Here is a 19,713-nt window from a genome sequence, read left to right as displayed (position 1 = left end):
GCTCAGAGCTGGTCGGGCCCGCTGCCGTATAGGAGCGCCGCGGAGTCAGTGCGATCCGGCGAGCACCGCGTCGTCCGCGGGGTCGTCGGTCACCTCGCGGCGCGGCCTGGGGATGAGGAGCACGATCAAGGCACCGACGCCGGCCGCCAGCGCCCCGATCACGAAGCAGAGCTGGAACGCGCCCGCGGTCGGGATCTCGGGTGCGCCGGGGGCGAGGACGGTGGTCTGGCTGGTCAGCACGATGGCCATCACCGCGCCCGCGACCGTGGTGCCCATCGAGCGCATCAGGCTGTTCAGCCCGACGCTCGCGGCGGCCTCAGCGGCGGGGACGTTGCTGAGGATGAGCGTGGGCATCGCGGCGTACCCGATCCCGACACCTGCCGAGGCGACGCAGGAGGCGAGCATGAGCTGCCACGGGGCATCCATCAGGAAGACCGCGACGACGTAGCCCGCGGCCAGGACGACCGCGCCGATCGCCATCGTGCCGCGTCCACCGAGGCGGGTCAGTAGCCGCGAGGAGACCGGGGTGAAGAGCATCATCATCAGACCCGCCGGCGCCATCCACATGCCCGCCTGGAAGATCGTCTGGCCCAGGCCGTAGCCGGTGGCCTCGGGCATCTGGAGGAGCTGTGGGACCACGATCGACTGCGCCATCATGCCGAAGCCGATGAGGACGGCCGCGATGTTGGTGAACAGCACCGGCTTGCGCGCGGTGGTGCGCAGGTCGACGAGCGGGTCGTCGTGGCGCAGCTCGTACCACCCCCAGAGCAGCAGGATCACGATTCCACCGATGATCATGCCGAGGGTCTCGGGCTCGGCCCAGCCCCAGTCGTTGCCCTTGGAGACGCCGACCAGGACACCGACGAGCCCGGCCGCGAGCCCGAGCGCGCCGACGATGTCGAGGCGGCCGGGGTGAGCGTCGCGTACGTGCGGGACCACGGCCGCAGTCAGCACGGTGACGACGAGGGCGAGGCCGGCGGAGACCCAGAAGAGGGTGTGCCAGTCGAAGTCCTGGGCGATCCAGGCGGCCAGCGGTAGGCCGAGCGCGCCGCCTACGCCGAGGGTGGCGCTGACACCGGCGACCGCGGTGTTGCGCAGGTGCTCGGGCGCGACCTCGCGCACGAGGCTGATCGCGACCGGGATGTAGCCCATCGCCATGCCCTGGAGCACACGGCCGACCAGGACCGGGCCGACGGTGTCGGAGAGCGCGACGATGACGGAGCCGATCACCAGGATGATGCCGGAGATCACCAGGACGGGCTTCTTGCCGTAGAGATCGGCGAGGCGGCCGGTGACGGGCATCGTCACGCCGGCGCCGAGCAGCGTGGCCGTGACCACCCAGGAGGCGGTGCTGGCCGTGGTGGAGAGCAGCTCGGGGAGCTCGCTCTGGATCGGGATGACCAGTGACTGCATCAGCGCGGCGCAGAGGCTGCCGAAGCAGAGCACCATGATGACGGCCACGGCGCCACCGGTCGAGCGCGTCGTCGGCTCGCGGGTGGTGGACGGGGAGGAACTCAAGACACACCTCGGATGTGTAATCTACATATTGACGTATGTATGCTACACATCATGAGGTCAGAACGACAATGCCTGGAGATGTGATGCCGTCCACAACGCCCGCTGCCGAGGACCCGCTCTTCAGGAAGATCAGCCCGGACCTGACCGCCGATCGCCGACTGGCCTCCCTGGTCGGGCGACTCGAGGTGCACCGCCGTCTCGCCGAGGACCGCAGTGCGCTCAACCATGCCGATGGACGCCTGCTCTGGTTCCTCTCCGACGGCCGGCCGCGTACGCTCCGGGAGATCGCCGACGGGCTCAACCTCGAGCAGTCGACCGTGAATCGGCAGGTGAATGCGGCGCTCTCGGCAGGCCATCTGCGGAGGTTCGCCGAGCAGGGGCGTTCGGCGCGACTGATCGAGCCGACCGAGGAGGGGCTCGCTGTCTATGAGTCGGCCTCGGCGCGGGCGCTGGGCGCCTATGCGGACGGGCTGGCGGCTCTGGGAGACGAGTCCGAGAAGTTCCTCGAGCTGCTCGAGGGCTTCGTGGGTGCCTACGGTGAGGCCGTCCGGGAATGACGATGCGCAGTGTCGCCGCAGCGGCTCAGCCGCCCATGAGGGGTGTGGCGGCCGTGGCCGCCGAGGCGATACGGAGGTCGGGGATCCCGCAGGCGCGCAGGCAGGTCGAGGCGATGAGAGCGGCGGTCGCGTCGTCGATCGGCACGCCGCTGCTGCGGAGGCTCGTGGTGACCTCGACCAGATGCATGAGCATCTCGCCGAGGTGGCCCTGCCCGGCTGCCGCGGCGACGCCGGGCGCCGCGGCCCTGGTGGCGATCCGCCCGTAGGCACCGGCGAGCTCGGCGCGAACACTGCGGAAGGCGTCGAAGGCGTCGCTGCTGGTCACGTCGGGATGGGTGGCCAGCATGCCGATGTTGTCCGGCGCCTCGGCGAGCGTGTGGATGTCGACGAGGGCCAGCAGGTAGAGCGCGGTCTCGGGACTCGTGGTCGCGGTCAGCTGCTCGATCTGGTCGACCCGATCGACGGTGGGTCGGACGGATCGCTCCAGGAGCTCGGCCAGGATCTCGTCCTTGCCGGTGAAGTGGTAGTAGAGCGACGCCTGCCTGAGCCCGACCCTGTCGGCGATCTCTCGCGTCGAGGTGGCCGCGAAGCCCTTGGTCACGAACAGCTGCGCCGCGGCATGAAGCACCTGCTCGCGCGGTGGGGCAGCCGTGTCCGAGGGGACGAGGCGCGGTCGTCCGGGGTGGGTTCGTCGGATGCTCATCGAGGCCCTGCCTTCCTGTCGACGTCGACCCCGAATCCATTGGAGCATAATATTTCGATCCTGCCAATCATGATGTGCATCTGGACGTCGGGTATGCCCATCGGGCACGATGGTGGTCCCGATCCGTAGAAGGAGGCCGTCGCCGTGCCCCGCCCCAACCGTCGAGCCCGTGAAGCACTGACCGACGCGCTCCGGGATACCCGTCGCGCCGCCGGCCTGACCGGGGCCGGTCTGGCGGATGCGCTGGGCTCGGGCTGGTCCCAGCCCAAGGTGTCGAAGATCGAGTCGGGTCGGCAATCGGTCTCCGCGGCCGAGGTCCGTGCGTGGGCGGCCGCGGTGGGTGCCGACCGGGAGATGCTGCTCGCGCTGCGCGCCCGCGCCGACCAGGAGCATGCCGCGTTCCGTGACGCTCATCCGGCCGGCGGCGGTGCGGAGCAGCACCAGGATGCGTACGCAGCGACCGAGGTGGCTGCCAAGGTCCTGACCAGCTACCAGCCGCACAGTGTCCCCGAGCTGTTGCAGACCCCCGGCTACGCACGTGCCCTGCTGGCGTTGGCAGGTGGTTCGCGTGACCGGGACGGCGTTGCCGGAGAGGTCTCCCGGGTGATCGCGGCGCGGCTGCGTCGCTCGGCGATCCTCTACGAGCCCGGCCGGACGATCACCATCCTGGTCGGCGAGGCCGCCCTCCATCACCTGGTGGGCTCGCCCGAGATCATGCAGGCCCAGATCGATCACATCGCCGACCTGGCGACCACCACCCAGGCGAGGATCGGCATCGTCGGTTTCGAGAGCTTCCCCGTCCTGGTCCAGCACGGCTGGGACCAGCGCGACCGGATCGTCACCCTCGAGACGAGTGCCGGCGACCTCGAGATCGCGGATCCGGTCGAGGTCGCCCGCTATGAGCGCTGGACGCAGCTCCTGCTCGAGCATGCGCTGACGGGCGAGGCGGCAGCCGAGCGATGTGCCCGGATCGTCAGCGAGCGCGGAAGGTCGTCGACTCGGCCGGGTGACCTCGAATAGGACACGGCTGCTGCTCCGGTAGACTCCCGGCGGGCCGTTAGCTCAGTTGGTAGAGCAGTGGACTTTTAATCCTTTCTGCGGAGCCCTGCCTTGCGGGCAGGGGAAGTGCCCTAGGTCGCGTTGTAGCAGGTCAGAGTACATTTGATTCCGTCCGGATCGCACGGGTGTTCGATGGGTGGCTACGGGTGTCCGTCCCCTATTCCGTCCCAAGGACGTCACCTCTCGTCGCTCAGCGTGGCCGCAACGCTGTCGAAGTGCAGGGCGGGTCACCCTGCGTTGGTTGGGACAGCGTTAACCTCCCGGCCGTCGGGGCTAATTCACATACCGGACCCGGAAGTAGCCCCGAGAAAGGCCGACCCCGGCGCAGAGGGCATCTCGCCCACGTCGACTCTCCGGCGGCGTCCAAGACCCGGCTCGTGCGGATTCGGTCGCGTCATGGACGGCGAGCGACTGCTCCTCAAGGCCCCGAAAGGGCCATAGATATCGGCTTGGCAGAGAGGAGACTCGCAAGACACAGGCCAGGCGACTGCCGAATCAACCCGTACCGCATCTCGGGGTCTTCCGGACGCCGAGTGGCTCGAGACAGCCGTCGTCACCACATAGTGAATCGGGGGTGAGGTGCGAAGGTGCTCGATCACGCAGGTCTGCCCAACCACCAGTACGCCGGCTGGGTGGCACTCGGCATGACGACCGGCAGCGCGTCGACGACGCGGGAGTCCAGATGCCCGGAGCCCAGATGAGGCAGCACGTGGCTCACCAGCCGGTCCATCCACCGCGCCCGCACGGGTGACACCGCACCTACGAAACGAAGGGGGAGGACGTCATGACCACCATCGGAGGCACTACCGGATCAGGACCCGCAGCGAATCCGGGCGCCGCACCCGCGGGGGCGCCCCCAGTTACGGCGGGACCGCCCGCGATGGCGGAACAGCCACCTCCCGGGCGACCGCCTCCTGTCGACTCGCCGTCGGGTCAGGCGGCGCGCCCAAAGGGCATCCGCGCTCGCTGGTGGCTGATCGTCTTCCTGGTCGGAGGCCCACTGTTCGGGGCTGCCGCAGTCGGTCTGGGCGCCGACGACGACGTCAAGTCTGAGCTCGGGTGGGCCCTGGTCGTGACCACAATGGCCATCGCGGTGTTCTTGTACTTCTTCGACCGTGTCGGCAAGGGCGTCAAGGACCCGCTCCGGGGTAGGTACGGCTTCCTCGAGGCGACGATCGGAGCCGACGGGCGAGTCTCCACGAGCAAGACCGTTGTCTGGCTCTGGACAATCATCTTCGCCGCGACCCTCCTGTTCCTCAGCTGCGTGACCTTCTTCGGAGACCTGAGCGCGGACGAGGCGTTCGGCACGGACTGGGACGCCTACCTGCTCCTGCTCGGCGGGCCGTTTGCGTCGGCAGTCGCGGCCAAGGCGATCACGGTCGGGAAGGCCGGCGGCGAGACCGGGACGAAGGCTCCGACCGAGGCAGCCACCGGAGCCGGCCAGACCACCACGTCCGTTACGGCAAAGGGTGAGCCCAACCTCGCGGACGCGGTCATGACCGACACGGGGGAGACGTCCCTGGCCGACAGCCAGTACGTGGTCTTCACGTTCGTCGCGATCGCCTACTTCGTCGGCGCGCTGATCACCAACGTCATCGACTACGCCCTCGGCAACGCCGAGCTCGGACTCCCCGCGATCCCCAACGCACTACTGGGTCTGACCAGCCTGGCCGCCCTGACGTACGTCGGAGCCAAGGCCGCCGCCAAGGAAGGGGTCGGCGTTATGGACATGTTCCAGAACCCGATCGTGAGGGGAGCCGAACTCACGATCGTGCTGGTAAACGTCCCCGAGAACGTCTCGACGATCCCCGCGACGGTCCAGTTCGCCCCCACCGGCGGAGGCGCAGTTCAGACCTTCAAGGCTCCGCTGACCAAGGACAGGGCGGCCTGGACACTGAAGCTCCGGGCGCGGATTCCCGTCGGGTTCTACCAGGTGACCGTTACGACCGCGGCGGGGACAACCCCACCGGTGACGCTCGAAGTCGTGGCTGCCCCCTGACTCGTGCCACCGGGGTGTGTTCATTGAGGACTGATAGCGAGGGCGTCGAGGATCGCTGTGCGCGAAGCAGTCTTCGCGAGAACCTCCGCTGCTGGCTGGTCGGGCTCTGGCCGGGGGATGGCCTCCGGGGACGTACGGCCTCGCAGCAGTGTTGAGCACCATGCCCGGCAGCTTGCCTGCGCTCCACCGACTGCATGGGGGATCTCGCCCGGTTGGTCCCCCCCAAGCCTTGCGGCAGACTGTCCTTGGGCCGTTAGCTCAGTTGGTAGAGCAGGTGACTTTTAATCCCTTCTGCGCGGCTATCGCGTGCGGCGATGGTCGCGCCGGATACTGGCTCCGTCCGGGGCCGCCCTCGACGGGAGGTCTAACGGCGACAGGCCGCACAGCTCAGAGGTCGACCATCTCTATCTCCCGAGTGTTCACCGTTGGGGTACCTTCAGGGCACGTTTTGATGCGCCAATCCGATCCGATCCTTTACGCTCCAAAGGTGAACGCGGATTGGGAGTCAGCGGTCAAGATCGCGAGCCCGGCGATCGCTCTCGTTGCGTTGTTCGTCTCCGTCCTGACCCTTTGGAGTGCTGCTCGATGGCGAGCGCGTCCCTACCTGCAGTTTAAAGTGAAGAGTTCAAACGGTGGAGCGGCGAGGCACCAAGAAGACCAGTGGTTGAATGAGGGCGTCGCCGCACGCCACAGCGCCGTGGTGGTCGTGAATTGGGAGGATTTTGAAGTTTCCGAGTCCGATGAGGGTGACCAACAGGACCCACAATCCCAAGGGCCACAGGACGCGAAAGCGCAGGCCACCGTGGCCAACGACCTCTTCGGATTCGAGGTGCATGTTCACAACCAGGGGAGTGCCCCTGCCTACGGTTTCGAACTTCACGTTGACTGCCCCTATGAGCGCTCCGCTTCTCGTCGATTGACTGGTGACTTCGTAGCGATTGGCCCGACAACACTGACAGAGGGCGGGGATCCGATCAGTGTCGTGCTATCGGCTGACCGTGGATACGGTGCCAAGTTTGTAGGTCAGGCGCGCTGGGAAGGCATGAACGTGTTTGGCTTAGGTTGGCAACATCGCACAGAGCGACTCGAGTTTGGGCGCGACGTCCGCGTGTGGATGACATGGCGCGAGGCGCCACGAATGAAGCGAATTCGGCGGCGAGCGCTAGGAAAACTTCACCACGGCGACTGGCGGCATTGAACCGCCTCGGCGCGTGGCTGGGGGCTTATCTCCCTCCTTAAAAGCGCCGGATTTCGCACCGGGTCGCTCCGCGTGGTCATTTGCCCCCGGGACAGGAAGTCCGTGCAGGTTGTCGGGCCGCGAGGAGGTTGCGCTCGTCTGCGGGGGGAATGGGCGCTACTGCCGCAGCGGGCCAAAACTGCGTGGTTCCCGGAGACCGGCCCCGGTCTCGGACACGTTGACGTTAGGGACGAACTCGTGGGTGGTGTGATCACTCATTTGCCAACGGACGAGCGCTGTCGCAGATAGCCTGCGCTGAGGATCACGGGCTGAGGGACCCGGGTCAGGATTGAGGAAACGGGAGTGGGGCGTGCGCATCCGGCGTCTTTGGATCAACAACTTTCGCGGGGTCAAGAATCTCGACTGGAAGCTGCCAATCGACCAACGCTTGGTCGCCTTGGTCGGCCCCGGCGATAGTGGCAAGTCGACCATCTTGGAGGCGATCCACTACCTACTGGGGGACCGCTGGATGATCCCGTTCGCAGACACCGACTTTTACTCCGCCAACATCGATCAGCCGATTCTGATCAAGGCGCTCCTCGTCGACCTTCCGCCGGCCCTGAAGAAGGAGGCCTCGCTCGGCCTTTGGCTCAGCGGCGTCGATCAAGACGGCGAGGTCCATCAGGATCCAGAGGACAGCTACGAGTCGGCGATCCTCGTACAGCTCGCGGTCGACGCCAGCCTTGAGCCGAAGTGGTCGGTCGCCCGGGCTGACGGCGACCTGCAGCATCTAAGCGCTTCCCAGCGCCGAGCCTTCTCGACCTTCAAGGTCGACGACCGAACGGATGCGCAGCTGCGCTGGAGCCGAAACTCGCCGCTCGGCCGAATGTCCGCCGAGGACGGGGGCGAGCGAGAAGCCCTCGCAAGTGCATCCCGGGCGGCTCGCGACGCATTAGCCGACCACGAGAACTCCTCGCTCAGCGAGCTCGCCGCGCGCGTACAGGAACGGGCGAACAAGATCGGTGGCGGCCGATTTAGCGACGTGAAGCCAGGGCTGGACACCTCGCGCTCCACGATGGGAGCGGCGCTGGCTCTCTACGAAGACATCATTCCGCTGACAAGCTACGGCCTCGGCAGTCGGCGCCTGGCCAGCCTCGCCGTGCAGCAGCTCGCGGCCGGCGCCCGCTCAGTGGCAGTCATCGATGAGCTTGAGTCCGGGCTCGAACCACACCGAGCCGTGCGCTTGCTCAATTATCTGGTCTCCGACGAGGACTACTCCCAAGTCATCGTGACCACACATTCGCCGGTAATCGTCGAGCAGGCCAAGATCGAAAGCCTTGCCACCGTGCAGTCAACGCTCGGAGACGTCACGGTGACCGCGCTGGGCGGCAGTTCCGACGTGATGCTCCGTCTGCGACGCGCTCGGCCATCGTCGTTGTTGGCTCGCCGCGTGGTGGTGACAGAAGGCAAGACCGAGCATGGTCTCCTCTTGGAGTGCCTAGAGACCTGGGACGCCGAGCGTGACGGGGCGGGACTCTCGACCTCCGCCGGGGAGGGCGTCGCGATCCAGGACGCTGGCGGAGGCACGGAAGTGGCGCCGCGGGCCGAGTCTCTCGCCGAACTCGGCTTCGCAGTCGCAGGCTTTCTCGACAACGACGACCGAGCCGTCGACGCGGCGGTTCTCGATGCGCTCATTGCCGGCGCCGCCATGATCCGGTGGGACGAGGGCTGCTGTACCGAGAGGCAGATCTGCTCCCAGCTCGAGGCAGATGGCTTGAGCTCATTCATCAAGCAGGGGGTGGCCCGCCGCGACAGCGAACAGACCGTGCTCGACGATCTCAACAGTGTCTCTGGCGCGCCGAAGGTGCCCTCGCTCGAGGTGAAGGACTGGATCGCGGGCGGAATGACCGTTGATGACGCCCGCGCTCGCGTCGCCGCTGCGGCGATCGCCCGAAAGTGGTTCAAGGAGGTCGAGGGCGGGCGCGCGCTTGGCAAGTGGCTGATGAAGTACGCCGCCTCCTCTCAGCTCGCGGCCACTATCGGCCACCTCACCAAGGTGCGCGCGTTCGTCTACCCAACGGCGGCTCCCGCTGAAGCCGAGGGAGAGACAGACGGACCATCCGATGGATGACACCCTGCGTACGACAGCCGTCGGTCTCCTAGCGGCGGCGCCCTGCTCGATCGAGATGCCTGCGGGGACGGGCAAGACCCACTTGCTGGCGGCGGCAGCAGCGATGGCAGCAGCCGAAGGAAACCGGTCCCTGATCCTTACTCACACCAACGCCGGGGTCGATGCCATCCGCAAGCGCCTTCGCCAGTTCGGTGTCCCGGCATCTCTCGTACGGGTCGACACGATCACCAGCTGGGCCTTCGCGCTGGTCGGCTCCTACTCGGTCATCGCCGGCGTCAGCGTCAGCGCGATTCCCGACTGGACACAGTCCGATGGCTACCTCAAGGGCGCGACCAGGGTGGCCGAGGCCGATGCCATCGTCGATGTGCTCCAGACGAGCTTCGACTATCTCTTCGTCGACGAGTATCAGGACTGCACCGTGGTGCTCCACGAGTTCGTGGTCGCGCTCGCCGCTGCCATCTCGAAGACTGTGCTCTTGGGGGATCGCCTCCAGGCCATCTTCACTTTCGTAGGCCCGATGGCCACCTGGGAATCACACGTTCTCCCCGCGTTCCCGGCCTTCGAGCTCGAGGTCAAGGCGCACCGCTGGCACGGCCACAATGCGGAGCTCGGGCAGTGGCTCCTGGACATCCGGCCCCACCTGGCCCACGGCCAAGCCTTCGACTTTAGCGACCACCAGATCCCGGGCTTGAAGTTCGTCACGGGCACCAACCCGACGGCGCTCGCCGGGGTCGCACACTCCTTCCGCGACTTCGACGAGTCTGTCGTCCTGCTCGATAAGTGGCCGGCCGATGTCGCCTCGCACGCCAGTCGGCTTGGCGGCGCCTACTCCGTCATGGAGGACATCACCGGCAACTTCATGCGAGGCCAGCTCGAGCTCCTTCCTGACGAAGGGAACTACCTACTCGCGCATTGGTTCGCCAGCTTCGCCAAGGAGTGCGTCGTCGGCCTGTCTGGCATCGATGGTCCCGTGACGGGGAAACTGCAGCAGAACGAGGGCATCACTCACTACGCCAGGGCCGGCATCGAGCACATTCTGATGGCCATCGACGAGATGCGCCTCAACCCGACCTACGCCCAACTGGAGACCGCGGCCCAGGTGATCCGTGAAACGAAGGCGCTGCGAATCTACCGCTGGGAAGCCTGGAACGACACTCGCGAAGCCATAGCCATGACCGCCGCGAACGCCGAACCCGCCCTGGACAACCTCGCACGAGTCAGAGATCGGCTCCGGCGTACCGGCCGCACCCGCCACAACCGGATCGCCTCTCGCACACTCCTAGTCAAGGGGCTCGAGTACGACCACGTCGTCATCGCCAACCTGAACAAGACGCGCGATCCGCGAAACCTCTATGTCGCCCTCTCACGAGCACGCAAGAGTGTGGTTGTCGTCGGAACATCGCCCCGAATCGTGCTCAGCGACGGCTCCTGAGCGACGGTCGCGAGGAGGGCGTCGACCTGCTCGTCTGTGAGGCCGGTGACGCCGTCGATCGGTCGGCATTGGTCCGGATCTGGCAGGTGCGGCCGACTATCCTCGGGCCGTTAGCTCAGTTGGTAGAGCAGGAGACTTTGTTCCTTTTCTATGGGGCTCTCTGGTGGACGCGGGGTTGGCGAACTACGGATGATCAGGGCCTGGCAGTACTCGATTCCGGTTAGACGGGTGGCTGCCCTCGGGGCGATCTTCGCGGCGGCCGGTATGGACCATGGTCGTGTTGATTTCCACTGCTTGCTAACGCACGAGGGCGTTGACCCGTTCGCTGGTCAGCAGTGGAGCGTCCTCGGGACCTTTGATGTACGGGCCGCGCCAGATCACCTTGTGGCGCCCTTCGGAGGAATACCACTGGCGGACCTTGTGCATCCGCACCATCCAGCGGTGTCGGTAGGCCCTGGTAGGGGTCTCTTCGCTGGGTGGGGAGTTCGTGTACGAGCGCAGCGTCGCGATCTGGATCTGCTCGTCCTCGGATGCCTGGTCCACACCTCGGGCGTAGATGCCCTTCGTATCAAGTACGGCGATCTCCTGGGCTGCCAGGCGCATGAACGCGAACAGGTATCGCTTCTCGAAGTCACCGGCCGGGTCGGCGACAGAGTCACCAGCGAACTCGCCGACTTCGCCGGCGGATCCCGTTGCCGTGTCTAGTGCGCTTCGCAGGGCGGTGCCGGTGCGGGCGCCTTGTTCGCGCTCTGCTTCGGTGGCCTCGCTATCGAGCACCACGAAAGCCTTGCTGTCTCGGACCAGTTTCGGGAATGGGTGGCCAGCGGCGGAGGCCACCCGTCGCATGGCGTTGAAGTCGGCGATCTGGACCGGGCCGTCCGCGTCACTCCAGCTGGTGACGTTCACTGCTCGTCGCCGACCGGTGTCCGGGATATGTACGTCAGCCACGTACCACGAGATCGCCCGAAGGTCCTTGGGTGCTTGGCCCTCGAGGGTGACCACCTGGGGATGGGGTAGGTACACCATGCCTTGAGGTGCTGGAAGGTCTGATTCGGACCAGGTGAAGACGTCTGCCGAGGTCAGGGTCTCAGTTGCGCTTACCGCTACCGCGTGCATACCCGGCGAGATGACGTAGCACTCTGAGGCCCGTAGCGCGGCCTCAGTCTGGGAAGCAAGGTGCTGGAACACAGCGATGCTGCGTGAAAAGTATGGGTTGCGCGCGACTTCGGATCCACCAGGGCCGGCGAGGGATGTCAGGGCGTCCATGACCAGGTCGCGGGTTATCGAAGTTGCCTGCGGGATCTCGTGGGCGGGCAATCCTGACATCCAGGTCATCGAGACCTCGTTTGCCTCCTTGAGGCTTAGTCCCTGCCTCCGAAGTTGCTCGTTGATCGTCTCGAGGCCGTCCTGCAGGGTGAAGACCTCCTGGAGGATGACGTACGGGTTGGTTCGCACGGCGCTGGTCAGCTCGTTGCGCGCAGCGACGGCTTCTCTTCCTGCCCTCAAGGCTGTCCACTCGTTCTTCGCGGCCCGGGCAGCGCGCCGTTCACGGTTCTTGATCCGCCCGCGCTTACTCACCGCAGACACCTTCTGCCAGCTTCTGCTGGATGCTCTCCATCCCGAGACTCCCTCGCTGTTCCTCTCTGTGGCCCTGAGAGAGCCGTCTGCAGTCTAGGAGAGGACACCCGACACTTGCCGCAGCTTTGCCCCTGTGCTGGGATCCGGAGGAGGGGAGGCCGGGCGTCGCCCGGTTGGTCCTCGCACTGATCCTTGCGGCAGACTGTCCTTGGGCCGTTAGCTCAGTTGGTAGAGCAGTGGACTTTTAATCCATGGGTCGTCGGTTCGAGACCGACACGGCCTACCAGATCAGACCCTCGCCCGGCCTCGGGCGGGGGTCTTCTGCTCTCCGGAAGCGCCCCGAAACCCGGGGGCGTACGTTCTGCTGGGCGGTCGTTTCGCGGCTCTGTTGCGCAACCTTCACCGCTTCGCGCGTAAAACGATCGGTCAAGGGGGGTTCGCTCAGGCGCGTGAGTTGCTAGTGTCACTCCCGCAACAGGTGCAAGTTCCAGAAGGTCTGACGCCTGCGGAGTTTGTGATCCAACGGCGTTTCTGCTCTGTGCCCGCCCGGACCCCGGTCCGGGAACACAGGTCGGAGCGACGTGTCACCCGCCCCTGATGCGGGGCTACCGAACCTGGTGGCCTCTCGCCCCGACTAAGGAGTAACGAGCAGATGGCTCAGGGCACCGTTAAGTGGTTCAACGCCGAGAAGGGCTTCGGCTTCATTGCGCAGGAGGACGGCGGCGACGACGTCTTCGTTCACTACTCTGCGATTCAGACCAACGGCTACAAGTCGCTGGACGAGAACCAGAAGGTCGAGTTCGACGTCACGCAGGGTCCGAAGGGCCCGCAGGCGGAGAACGTTCGCCCTCTCTGAAACAAGTAAGAAGATCTCGGGTTCGGCACCTGCCGACGCTGATCATCTGCAACGAGGCCCCAGCCGTTCGGCTGGGGCCTCGTGGTCTGATTGGAGCCCTCTCAGGCTTCTGTGTCACGCTTGATGTGACAACTTTTGATGGTTCTTGGTGGATCAGCGCGCAGATACCCCAAGACTGGGCGATGATGTGAAGACGAGTCTTTCGAGCGTGACGTTGAGGAGGTGGCGGGCGTGGCTGATCAGTTCGATGTGACGCTGGAAGATCCCGAGCTCCTCCTCGAGGTCGAGCTCACGACCAACCTCATCGTCGCCGCCAGCGAGTCCGAGGATCACCTCTCCCAGGACGAGATCGACCGCATCCTCGGGATCATCCCCTAAAGACGTCAGCAGGTCGCGAAGAGCAGCGGCCCGTTCGCGAGGTCGGAGAGCACGGGCGTGCCGTCCTTCGGCCGCAGCTGCATGGTGACGACCTCGTCCTCGGCCGCGACCTTCCCGAGCTCGAACCGCTCGTCGAAGGTGCCGCCCTGGCCGGGCGCCGGACCGACGGCGAGCCTGGCCCGGGTGTCGGCGTTCGTACGCGCCTGGTCGTCGTTCTCGAACGACATCGCGACGCGTACGTCCCCGTTCGACTCCGCCGCCATGGCGAAGCCCGCGATCGGGTTGATGTCGCCGGCGGCGTCGACGAGACCGTCGGCCTGGTCCTGGTCGGCGGCCGAGGCGCCCGCCAGCCCGATCTCGCTGCAGGTGAAGTCGCCGTCGTAGACGAAGGCCGAGAGAGGGTCGCCGAGCCGGTCGGCGGCGTCGGTCATCGGCTCGTGCAGGTCGCCGTCGCCGAGGCTCTCGACCTGGTCGCTCAGGTAGCGCCGTCCGTCCGAGGCCAGGATGAGGTCGTGCTCGGGCAGAAAGGCGATGTAGGTGAGCTGCGGGCTGATCGTCGAGTCGATCCCGGAGTCGGTGAAGCTGGAGAACGGGACCAACGTGCCGTCCCAGACGCCGCCGTCCGCCGGGTCGTCCTCAGGGGCGGTGAAACCCATCGACGTGAGCTGCTCGACGAGGTGGTCGGCATCCATGTCCTCGAGGTGTCCGACCATGAGCGCTCCATCGGTCGACTGGGTGTAGAGCTCCCAGTCGAGGGTCGCCGGTGACCAGCCGAAGTGCTGCTGCAGCAGGCCGGAGGCGTCGGGGAGCACCGAGGTCGAGGTGAGGTCCTTCGTATAGGCGGAGTCGACCATCTCGTGGACCTCCTCCGGTGTGGAGTCGGCATCGAGGTCGGCGCCGACGCTCTTGCGGATGCCCGTCCAGTCGGTGAAGGAGACCCGCGTCGCCTCGGCGGGGGCCAGCCGCAGCGCCTCGTCGAGGTCGCCGCCGCGGGTCGCCCATGCGCGAGCGAGGAAGACGACGAGCGCAACGACGACGACGCCGACCGCGACGGTCCACAACGGGTGGGCGCGTACGACTCGGGACGACCGGCCGGCCCACGCCCTGGGGCGGCCGAGAAGCTGGGGGGTGCTGAGCATTGCGACGAACCTTAGACGAATCAGCCGCCTTCTCGACATACCCTGGGCGCATGCCCGAGATACCGGCCGCCGGCGTAGTGGTTCTTCGCGAGCACGACAACCTGTCGGAGGTGGCACTGGTCCACAGGCCCAAGTACGACGACTGGTCCTTCCCCAAGGGAAAGGTCGACCCCGGCGAGACGGTGCCGGTGGCCGCGATCCGCGAGGTGCGCGAGGAGACGGGCCTGCGGGTCGCCCTCGGTCGCCCGCTCCAGCCGCAGCGCTATCCCGTCGAGGCGGGGCAGAAGGTGGTCCACTACTGGGTCGGCCGCACCGCCGCCGGCGCCGACGACGATGTCGACGGCTACCTGATCAACGACGAGATCGACGACGTCGAGTGGCTCCCGGTCGAGATGGCGCACACTCGGCTCACCTACCCGCACGATCGGGCGACGCTGCAGCAGGCCGAGGACGTACGCGATCCCACCACGCCCCTCGTGGTCCTCCGTCACGCCTCGTCCGTCGGCCGTTCGGCCTGGTCGGGGTCAGACGACGAGCGGCCGCTCGACGACACCGGACGGGCCCAGTCGGTCACCCTCGCCGGCCTGCTGATGGCCTACGACATCCGCCGGGTGATCACCTCGCCGAGCGTCCGCTGCGCCCAGTCCGTCGCGCCGTACGCAGGGCTCGCGGGCATCGCGTCCGAGCACGTGAGACAGCTGAGCGAGGAGGACGCGGACGGAGGTAGCGTGTCGGCCCTGGCCGCGGAGACCCTGCGTGATCTGGCCGTTCCGACGGTGATCTGCACGCACCGACCGGTGCTGCCGTGGGTCTTCGAGGGACTGGGCATGCGCGACCCGAAGCTGGCGAAGGGCGAGCTGATGGTGCTGCACGTGCGCGCTGGTGAAGTGCGTGCTGTTGAGGCATTTCAGGTCTAACAGAGGCTTGAGGCCTGCCTGTTCATCTCCTGTGCCCGGAACCGACACTGATTTGCCACCGACTTTGTGTTCCTCGTTCAGCCTGCGTTCACCTTCACCGAGTTTCCCGTCCACCTCGGCTCCCTACGGTCATCGCGACAACTCCGAATCGACTGCATCATCATCAGGAGAATTGCGTGAACACCACCTCGCTGCGCCGGGCACTCGTCCCGGGCATCACGGCTGCGGCCCTCGCTCTCGCTATCAGCGCCTGCGGCGCTGCCAACGAGCCGACGGGTGACAGCGAAGGCGAAGGCACCCTCTCGGGCACCATCAAGGGTGGAGGCGCCTCCTCGCAGGAGAAGGGCCAGGCGTCGTGGGTCGCCGGCATCCAGGACGCGAACCCCGACCTCAGCGTCGTCTACGAGCCGGTCGGTTCCGGCTCGGGTCGCGAAGGCTTCATCTCCGGCGGTTACCTCTTCGCCGGCACCGACTCCGCTCTCAACGACGAAGAGGGCGAGCTGACCAAGGCCAAGGAGAAGTGCGGCGCCGACCCGATCCAGGTCCCGGCGTACGTCTCCCCGATCGCCGTGGCGTTCAACCTCGACGGCGTCGACGAGCTGAACCTCGACGGTGCGACCCTGACCGGCATCTTCGCGGGCAAGATCACCAAGTGGAACGACAAGGCGATCGCCGCGCTCAACCCGGACGCCACGCTTCCCGACAGCGCCATCACCCCGGTTCACCGCTCCGACGACTCGGGCACGCAGGAGAACTTCACCAAGTACCTCGAGGCCGCCGGTGGCTGGACCTTCGAGCCCGACGGTGAGTGGCCGGCCGACATCAAGGTCGGCGAGGGTGCCGACGGCACCTCCGGTGTCGTGACCGCCCTGCAGGGCGCCGGCTACATCGGCTTCCTGGACGAGTCCGCCGCTCGCGAGAACGACCTGACCACTGTCAACGTCAAGGTCGGCGAGGACTATGTCGCGCCGTCCGCCGAGGCCGCCGCCAAGGTTCTGGCCGCGTCGAAGCCCGCCGGTCTGACCGACAACGACCTGGCCTACGACCTCGCCCGCGACACCACCGAGGCCGGCGTCTACCCGGTCGTGCTGGTCTCCTACCTGCTCGCCTGCCCGACCTACGAGAACGCCGAGGACGCGGCCAACGTGAAGGGCTACCTGGAGTACATCCTCTCCGAGGAGGGCCAGCAGGTCTCCGCCGACGAGGCCGGCTCCGCGCCGCTCGACCGCGAGATCGCCGACAAGGCGCTCGACCTGGTCGGCGGCATCAAGTAAGTGCCGGTACGCCTGACCTGATCGCCGTTCGGGCGGTGGCTGCGGCCGCCGCCCGTACGGCTGTCTTAAGAACCTAGACAAGAAAGTCGAGGAATGCCTTGTGACTGTCGCCGCTGACCCCGGCGCCGACCCTGGCGCCGGTGCCGACCCTGGCCAGAAGTCGGAGCTGTCCGGCCGCGGCTCGGCGGGTGATGTCGTCTTCCGGGGCCTCGCCGTCGCCGCTGCCTCCCTGATCCTGGTGGCGCTGGCAGCCGTGTTCATCTTCCTGGGGATCGAGGGCATCCCGGGCTTCAATGTGGACCCGCAGCACTACAGCGGCCAGGGCTCGTTCCTGGGCCTGGTGGTGCCGCTGCTGTTCGCCACCATGTACGCCGCCGTCCTGGCCCTGATCATCGCGGTGCCCTTCTCCGTGGCGATCGCCCTGTTCATCAGCCACTACGCGCCGCGGCGGATCGCGGCCCCGGTGGCGTACATCATCGACCTGCTCGCCGCGGTGCCGTCGGTCGTCTTCGGCTTGTGGGGTGCGGTCGCGCTCGGCCCCTACCTGGTGCCGGCCCACGCCTGGCTCGCCGAGAACCTCGGTTGGCTGCCGTTCTTCGACGGCCAGCCCTCCGGCAACGGCCGTACGTTGTTCACCGCCGCGATCGTGCTGGCGGTGATGATCCTGCCGATCATCACCTCGATCTGCCGCGAGGTCTTCGCTCAGACCCCCCGTCTGCACGAAGAGGCCGCGCTGGCGCTCGGTGCCACCCGCTGGGAGATGGTCCGCTACGCGGTCTTCCCCTACGCCCGCTCGGGCATGGTCTCCGCGGTCATGCTCGGCCTCGGTCGTGCTCTCGGTGAGACGATGGCGATCGCGATGATCGCCTCGCCGAAGGTCATCATCTCGCTGTTCATCATCGGCACCCAGAACCCGCAGACCATCGCGGCGTACATCGCCCAGGGCTACAAAGAGAGCACGCCCGACCGGCTGTCGGTGCTGATCGCGACCGGCCTGGTGCTGTTCGCCTTCACCTTCCTGGTCAACGCACTCGCCCGCTGGATCGTCGCCCGAGGGAGGGCCAAGTGAGCAATATCGACCCTTCCGTGAACGACCTGGCCGAGGAAGAGGCCCAGTTGTCCCACGCCACGCTTCCGCGTGGTGCCCAGTGGCTGGTCGGCGTCGCCGCTGTCGCCCTCGGCGGACTGGCCCTGGTGCTCGGTGTGAGCATCGTCGGAGCCGCCGTCATCGCCGTGCTCGGGTTCCTGATCGGCTACCCGCTGTGGGCGCTGCTCGTGGAGAACCGGCGCTCGGCGACCGACAAGCTCGTCACCGGTCTCGTGTGGACGGCCTTCGGGGTCGCGGTCATCCCGCTGATCTGGCTGGTCTACATGGTCGTCGCCCGCGGCGCATCGGTCATCAGCCCGGAGTTCCTCACCTTCTCGATGCGCTCGGTCACCGGCGACGAGCAGGGCGGTCTCTACCACGCGCTGATCGGCACCCTGATCGTCACCGGCATCGCCGCGGTGATCTCGATCCCGATCGGCATCATGACCGCGATCTACCTGATCGAGTACGGCAAGGGGAACCGCCTCGCCAAGGCGATCACCTTCCTGGTCGACGTCATGACCGGCATCCCGTCGATCGTCGCGGGTCTGTTCGCGTTCGCGCTCTTCACCCTGATCGTCGGGCCGGGCACGCGTTTCGGCTTCGGCGGCGGTGTCGCGCTCTCGCTGCTGATGATCCCGACCGTGGTCCGCTCCACCGAGGAGATGCTCAAGCTGGTCCCCGACGACCTGCGGGAGGCGGCGTACGCCCTCGGGGTGCCGAAGTGGCGCACCATCACCAAGATGGTGCTCCCGACCGCCATCGGCGGCATCGTCACCGGTGTCGTGCTCGCGATCTCACGCGTGATCGGCGAGACCGCGCCGCTGCTGGTTGCCTCGGGGTTCAACCCCAACCTGAACACCAGCGCCTTCGATGACAGCCCGATGATGACCGTGCCGGTCTTCATCTACACCCAGCTGTCCGAGGCCACGGAGAAGGGCGTCTCGTACGCCTGGGGTGGAGCACTGGTGCTCTTCATCCTCGTCATGGTCCTCAACCTCATCGCCCGTATCGTCGGCACGATCTTTGCCCCCAAGACCGGGCGCTAGGAGAAACACATGTCCATCCAAGTCAAGGACGCCAGCATCTTCTACGGCGACTTCAAGGCCGTCGAGGACGTCTCCATGTCCATCAAGCCGAAGTCGGTGACCGCCTTCATCGGGCCCTCCGGCTGCGGCAAGTCGACCTTCCTGCGCACCCTCAACCGGATGCACGAGGTCATCCCCGGTGCCTACGTCGAGGGGAAGATCCAGATCGCCGGCCAGGACATCTACGGGCCGAACGTCGACCCGGTGGCCGTACGCCGCAAGGTCGGCATGGTCTTCCAGCGGCCCAACCCGTTCCCGACGATGTCGATCTACGACAACGTGCTCGCCGGCAACAAGCTCAACTCCAAGCGGATCAGGAAGTCCGAGGCGGACTCGATCGTGGAGGGCGCACTGCGCGGCGCCAACCTGTGGAACGAGGTCAAGGACCGTCTCGGCAAGCCCGGGATGGGCCTCTCGGGTGGTCAGCAGCAGCGGCTCTGCATCGCCCGTGCGATCGCGGTCCAGCCGGAGGTGCTGCTGATGGACGAGCCGTGCTCGGCCCTCGACCCGATCTCGACCGCCGCGATCGAGGACCTGATCCACGAGCTGAAGTCCGACTACACGATCGTGATCGTCACCCACAACATGCAGCAGGCGGCCCGTGTCTCCGACGACACCGGCTTCTTCAACCTGAAGGCCGCCGGCCAGCCGGGTCACCTGGTGGAGTTCAACCCCACCAAGCAGATGTTCACCAAGCCGGACAACGCCGACACCGAGGCGTACATCTCCGGCCGGTTCGGCTAAAGCCTCTGAAAATGTAGCCGAGTCGGCGCATCTGACCCCGCGTCTCGCGAAGCGAAGCGAGCGAGAGGGGTCGGAT

The 19,713-nt window shown here is 66.6% G+C and carries 18 protein-coding genes and 1 tRNA gene; 14 read left to right on the top strand and 5 right to left on the bottom strand.

The window, feature by feature from the left end; translation table 11 throughout:
- Positions 1-45 precede the first annotated feature (45 nt).
- The gene (locus ACFU7D_RS19535; RefSeq protein WP_378870142.1) at positions 46-1,518 is read right to left on the bottom strand and encodes an MFS transporter; all 1,473 of its coding nucleotides are present in this window, start codon (positions 1,516-1,518) and stop codon (positions 46-48) included.
- A gap of 83 nt (positions 1,519-1,601) precedes the next feature.
- Here ACFU7D_RS19535 and ACFU7D_RS19530 point away from each other — a divergent pair, with 83 nt between their 5' ends.
- Complete coding sequence (locus tag ACFU7D_RS19530) at positions 1,602-2,075, top strand: MarR family winged helix-turn-helix transcriptional regulator (protein ID WP_378728847.1); 474 nt, start codon at positions 1,602-1,604, stop codon at positions 2,073-2,075.
- Positions 2,076-2,100: 25 nt separating this feature from the next.
- Here ACFU7D_RS19530 and ACFU7D_RS19525 read toward each other — a convergent pair whose 3' ends face one another.
- Positions 2,101-2,778 carry a TetR/AcrR family transcriptional regulator gene (locus tag ACFU7D_RS19525; protein WP_378870140.1) on the bottom strand — a complete coding sequence of 226 codons (678 nt, stop codon included), beginning with the start codon at positions 2,776-2,778 and terminating at the stop codon, positions 2,101-2,103.
- Positions 2,779-2,922: 144 nt separating this feature from the next.
- Here ACFU7D_RS19525 and ACFU7D_RS19520 point away from each other — a divergent pair, with 144 nt between their 5' ends.
- Positions 2,923-3,798, top strand: a complete 876-nt coding sequence (locus ACFU7D_RS19520) for a Scr1 family TA system antitoxin-like transcriptional regulator (protein WP_378870137.1) — start codon at positions 2,923-2,925, stop codon at positions 3,796-3,798.
- 634 nt (positions 3,799-4,432) lie between these two features.
- Here the strand turns inward: ACFU7D_RS19520 and ACFU7D_RS19515 are convergent.
- Entirely contained in the window at positions 4,433-4,591 is a 159-nt protein-coding gene (locus ACFU7D_RS19515) for a hypothetical protein (protein WP_378870134.1), read from the bottom strand.
- A gap of 126 nt (positions 4,592-4,717) precedes the next feature.
- Between ACFU7D_RS19515 and ACFU7D_RS19510 the strand changes: the two genes are divergently transcribed.
- The 4 genes from ACFU7D_RS19510 to ACFU7D_RS19495 all read left to right on the top strand — a co-directional run bounded on the left by ACFU7D_RS19510 (position 4,718) and on the right by ACFU7D_RS19495 (position 10,576).
- The gene (locus tag ACFU7D_RS19510; RefSeq protein WP_378870132.1) at positions 4,718-5,836 is read left to right on the top strand and encodes a hypothetical protein; all 1,119 of its coding nucleotides are present in this window, start codon (positions 4,718-4,720) and stop codon (positions 5,834-5,836) included.
- A gap of 487 nt (positions 5,837-6,323) precedes the next feature.
- Positions 6,324-7,034 (top strand): hypothetical protein, encoded by a 711-nt coding sequence (locus ACFU7D_RS19505; protein WP_378870130.1) that lies wholly within the window; start codon positions 6,324-6,326, stop codon positions 7,032-7,034.
- A 349-nt stretch (positions 7,035-7,383) separates the two neighbouring features.
- Positions 7,384-9,144 (top strand): ATP-dependent endonuclease, encoded by a 1,761-nt coding sequence (locus tag ACFU7D_RS19500; protein WP_378870128.1) that lies wholly within the window; start codon positions 7,384-7,386, stop codon positions 9,142-9,144.
- A complete protein-coding gene (locus ACFU7D_RS19495; protein WP_378870125.1) occupies positions 9,137-10,576 on the top strand; it encodes a UvrD-helicase domain-containing protein in 1,440 nt (479 codons plus the stop codon). The genes ACFU7D_RS19500 and ACFU7D_RS19495 overlap by 8 nt, the downstream gene beginning before the upstream one ends.
- 297 nt (positions 10,577-10,873) lie before the next feature.
- Here the strand turns inward: ACFU7D_RS19495 and ACFU7D_RS19490 are convergent, their stop codons facing one another.
- Positions 10,874-12,154, bottom strand: coding sequence for a hypothetical protein (locus ACFU7D_RS19490; protein WP_378870123.1), 1,281 nt, complete (start codon positions 12,152-12,154; stop codon positions 10,874-10,876).
- A 210-nt stretch (positions 12,155-12,364) separates the two neighbouring features.
- Here ACFU7D_RS19490 and ACFU7D_RS19485 point away from each other — a divergent pair.
- From ACFU7D_RS19485 to ACFU7D_RS19475, 3 genes are all read left to right on the top strand, one after another.
- Positions 12,365-12,440: transfer RNA gene (locus tag ACFU7D_RS19485), tRNA-Lys, on the top strand.
- A gap of 366 nt (positions 12,441-12,806) precedes the next feature.
- Positions 12,807-13,010 carry a cold-shock protein gene (locus ACFU7D_RS19480; RefSeq protein WP_045548871.1) on the top strand — a complete coding sequence of 68 codons (204 nt, stop codon included), beginning with the start codon at positions 12,807-12,809 and terminating at the stop codon, positions 13,008-13,010.
- A gap of 231 nt (positions 13,011-13,241) precedes the next feature.
- Positions 13,242-13,388: a hypothetical protein gene (locus tag ACFU7D_RS19475; RefSeq protein ID WP_008360628.1), complete on the top strand. Its 147-nt coding sequence runs from the start codon at positions 13,242-13,244 to the stop codon at positions 13,386-13,388.
- A 5-nt stretch (positions 13,389-13,393) separates the two neighbouring features.
- Here the strand turns inward: ACFU7D_RS19475 and ACFU7D_RS19470 are convergent, their stop codons facing one another.
- On the bottom strand, positions 13,394-14,527 hold the full coding sequence (locus ACFU7D_RS19470) for a hypothetical protein (protein ID WP_378870120.1): 1,134 nt from the start codon (positions 14,525-14,527) through the stop codon (positions 13,394-13,396).
- A gap of 50 nt (positions 14,528-14,577) precedes the next feature.
- Between ACFU7D_RS19470 and ACFU7D_RS19465 the strand changes: the two genes are divergently transcribed.
- From ACFU7D_RS19465 to pstB, 5 genes are all read left to right on the top strand, one after another.
- Positions 14,578-15,444, top strand: coding sequence for an NUDIX domain-containing protein (locus tag ACFU7D_RS19465; protein WP_378870117.1), 867 nt, complete (start codon positions 14,578-14,580; stop codon positions 15,442-15,444).
- A 176-nt stretch (positions 15,445-15,620) separates the two neighbouring features.
- Entirely contained in the window at positions 15,621-16,718 is a 1,098-nt protein-coding gene (locus tag ACFU7D_RS19460; protein ID WP_378728860.1) for a phosphate ABC transporter substrate-binding protein PstS, read from the top strand.
- Positions 16,719-16,818: 100 nt separating this feature from the next.
- A complete protein-coding gene (gene pstC, locus ACFU7D_RS19455; protein ID WP_378870114.1) occupies positions 16,819-17,787 on the top strand; it encodes a phosphate ABC transporter permease subunit PstC in 969 nt (322 codons plus the stop codon).
- The gene (gene pstA, locus ACFU7D_RS19450; RefSeq protein ID WP_378728862.1) at positions 17,784-18,854 is read left to right on the top strand and encodes a phosphate ABC transporter permease PstA; all 1,071 of its coding nucleotides are present in this window, start codon (positions 17,784-17,786) and stop codon (positions 18,852-18,854) included. Before pstC ends, pstA begins: the two co-directional genes overlap by 4 nt.
- Before the next feature lie 9 nt (positions 18,855-18,863).
- Positions 18,864-19,637 (top strand): phosphate ABC transporter ATP-binding protein PstB, encoded by a 774-nt coding sequence (pstB, locus tag ACFU7D_RS19445; protein WP_378728863.1) that lies wholly within the window; start codon positions 18,864-18,866, stop codon positions 19,635-19,637.
- Positions 19,638-19,713 lie beyond the last annotated feature (76 nt).

This window comes from Nocardioides sp. NPDC057577 (assembly GCF_042801335.1).
Lineage (GTDB): Bacteria > Actinomycetota > Actinomycetes > Propionibacteriales > Nocardioidaceae > Nocardioides.
Note: the sequence above shows the minus strand (reverse complement) of the source record. Positions and strands in the feature narration are given on the sequence as shown.

Excerpts from the sequence above, each read along its gene's own strand:
- ACFU7D_RS19470 (WP_378870120.1), bottom strand. The coding sequence starts at position 14,527 with ATGCTCAGCACCCCCCAGCTTCTCGGCCGCCCCAGGGCGTGGGCCGGC.
- ACFU7D_RS19465 (WP_378870117.1), top strand. The coding sequence starts at position 14,578 with ATGCCCGAGATACCGGCCGCCGGCGTAGTGGTTCTTCGCGAGCACGAC.
- pstB (WP_378728863.1), top strand. The coding sequence starts at position 18,864 with ATGTCCATCCAAGTCAAGGACGCCAGCATCTTCTACGGCGACTTCAAG.
- ACFU7D_RS19480 (WP_045548871.1), top strand. The coding sequence starts at position 12,807 with ATGGCTCAGGGCACCGTTAAGTGGTTCAACGCCGAGAAGGGCTTCGGC.
- ACFU7D_RS19495 (WP_378870125.1), top strand. The coding sequence starts at position 9,137 with ATGGATGACACCCTGCGTACGACAGCCGTCGGTCTCCTAGCGGCGGCG.
- ACFU7D_RS19530 (WP_378728847.1), top strand. The coding sequence starts at position 1,602 with ATGCCGTCCACAACGCCCGCTGCCGAGGACCCGCTCTTCAGGAAGATC.
- ACFU7D_RS19510 (WP_378870132.1), top strand. The coding sequence starts at position 4,718 with ATGGCGGAACAGCCACCTCCCGGGCGACCGCCTCCTGTCGACTCGCCG.
- ACFU7D_RS19525 (WP_378870140.1), bottom strand. The coding sequence starts at position 2,778 with ATGAGCATCCGACGAACCCACCCCGGACGACCGCGCCTCGTCCCCTCG.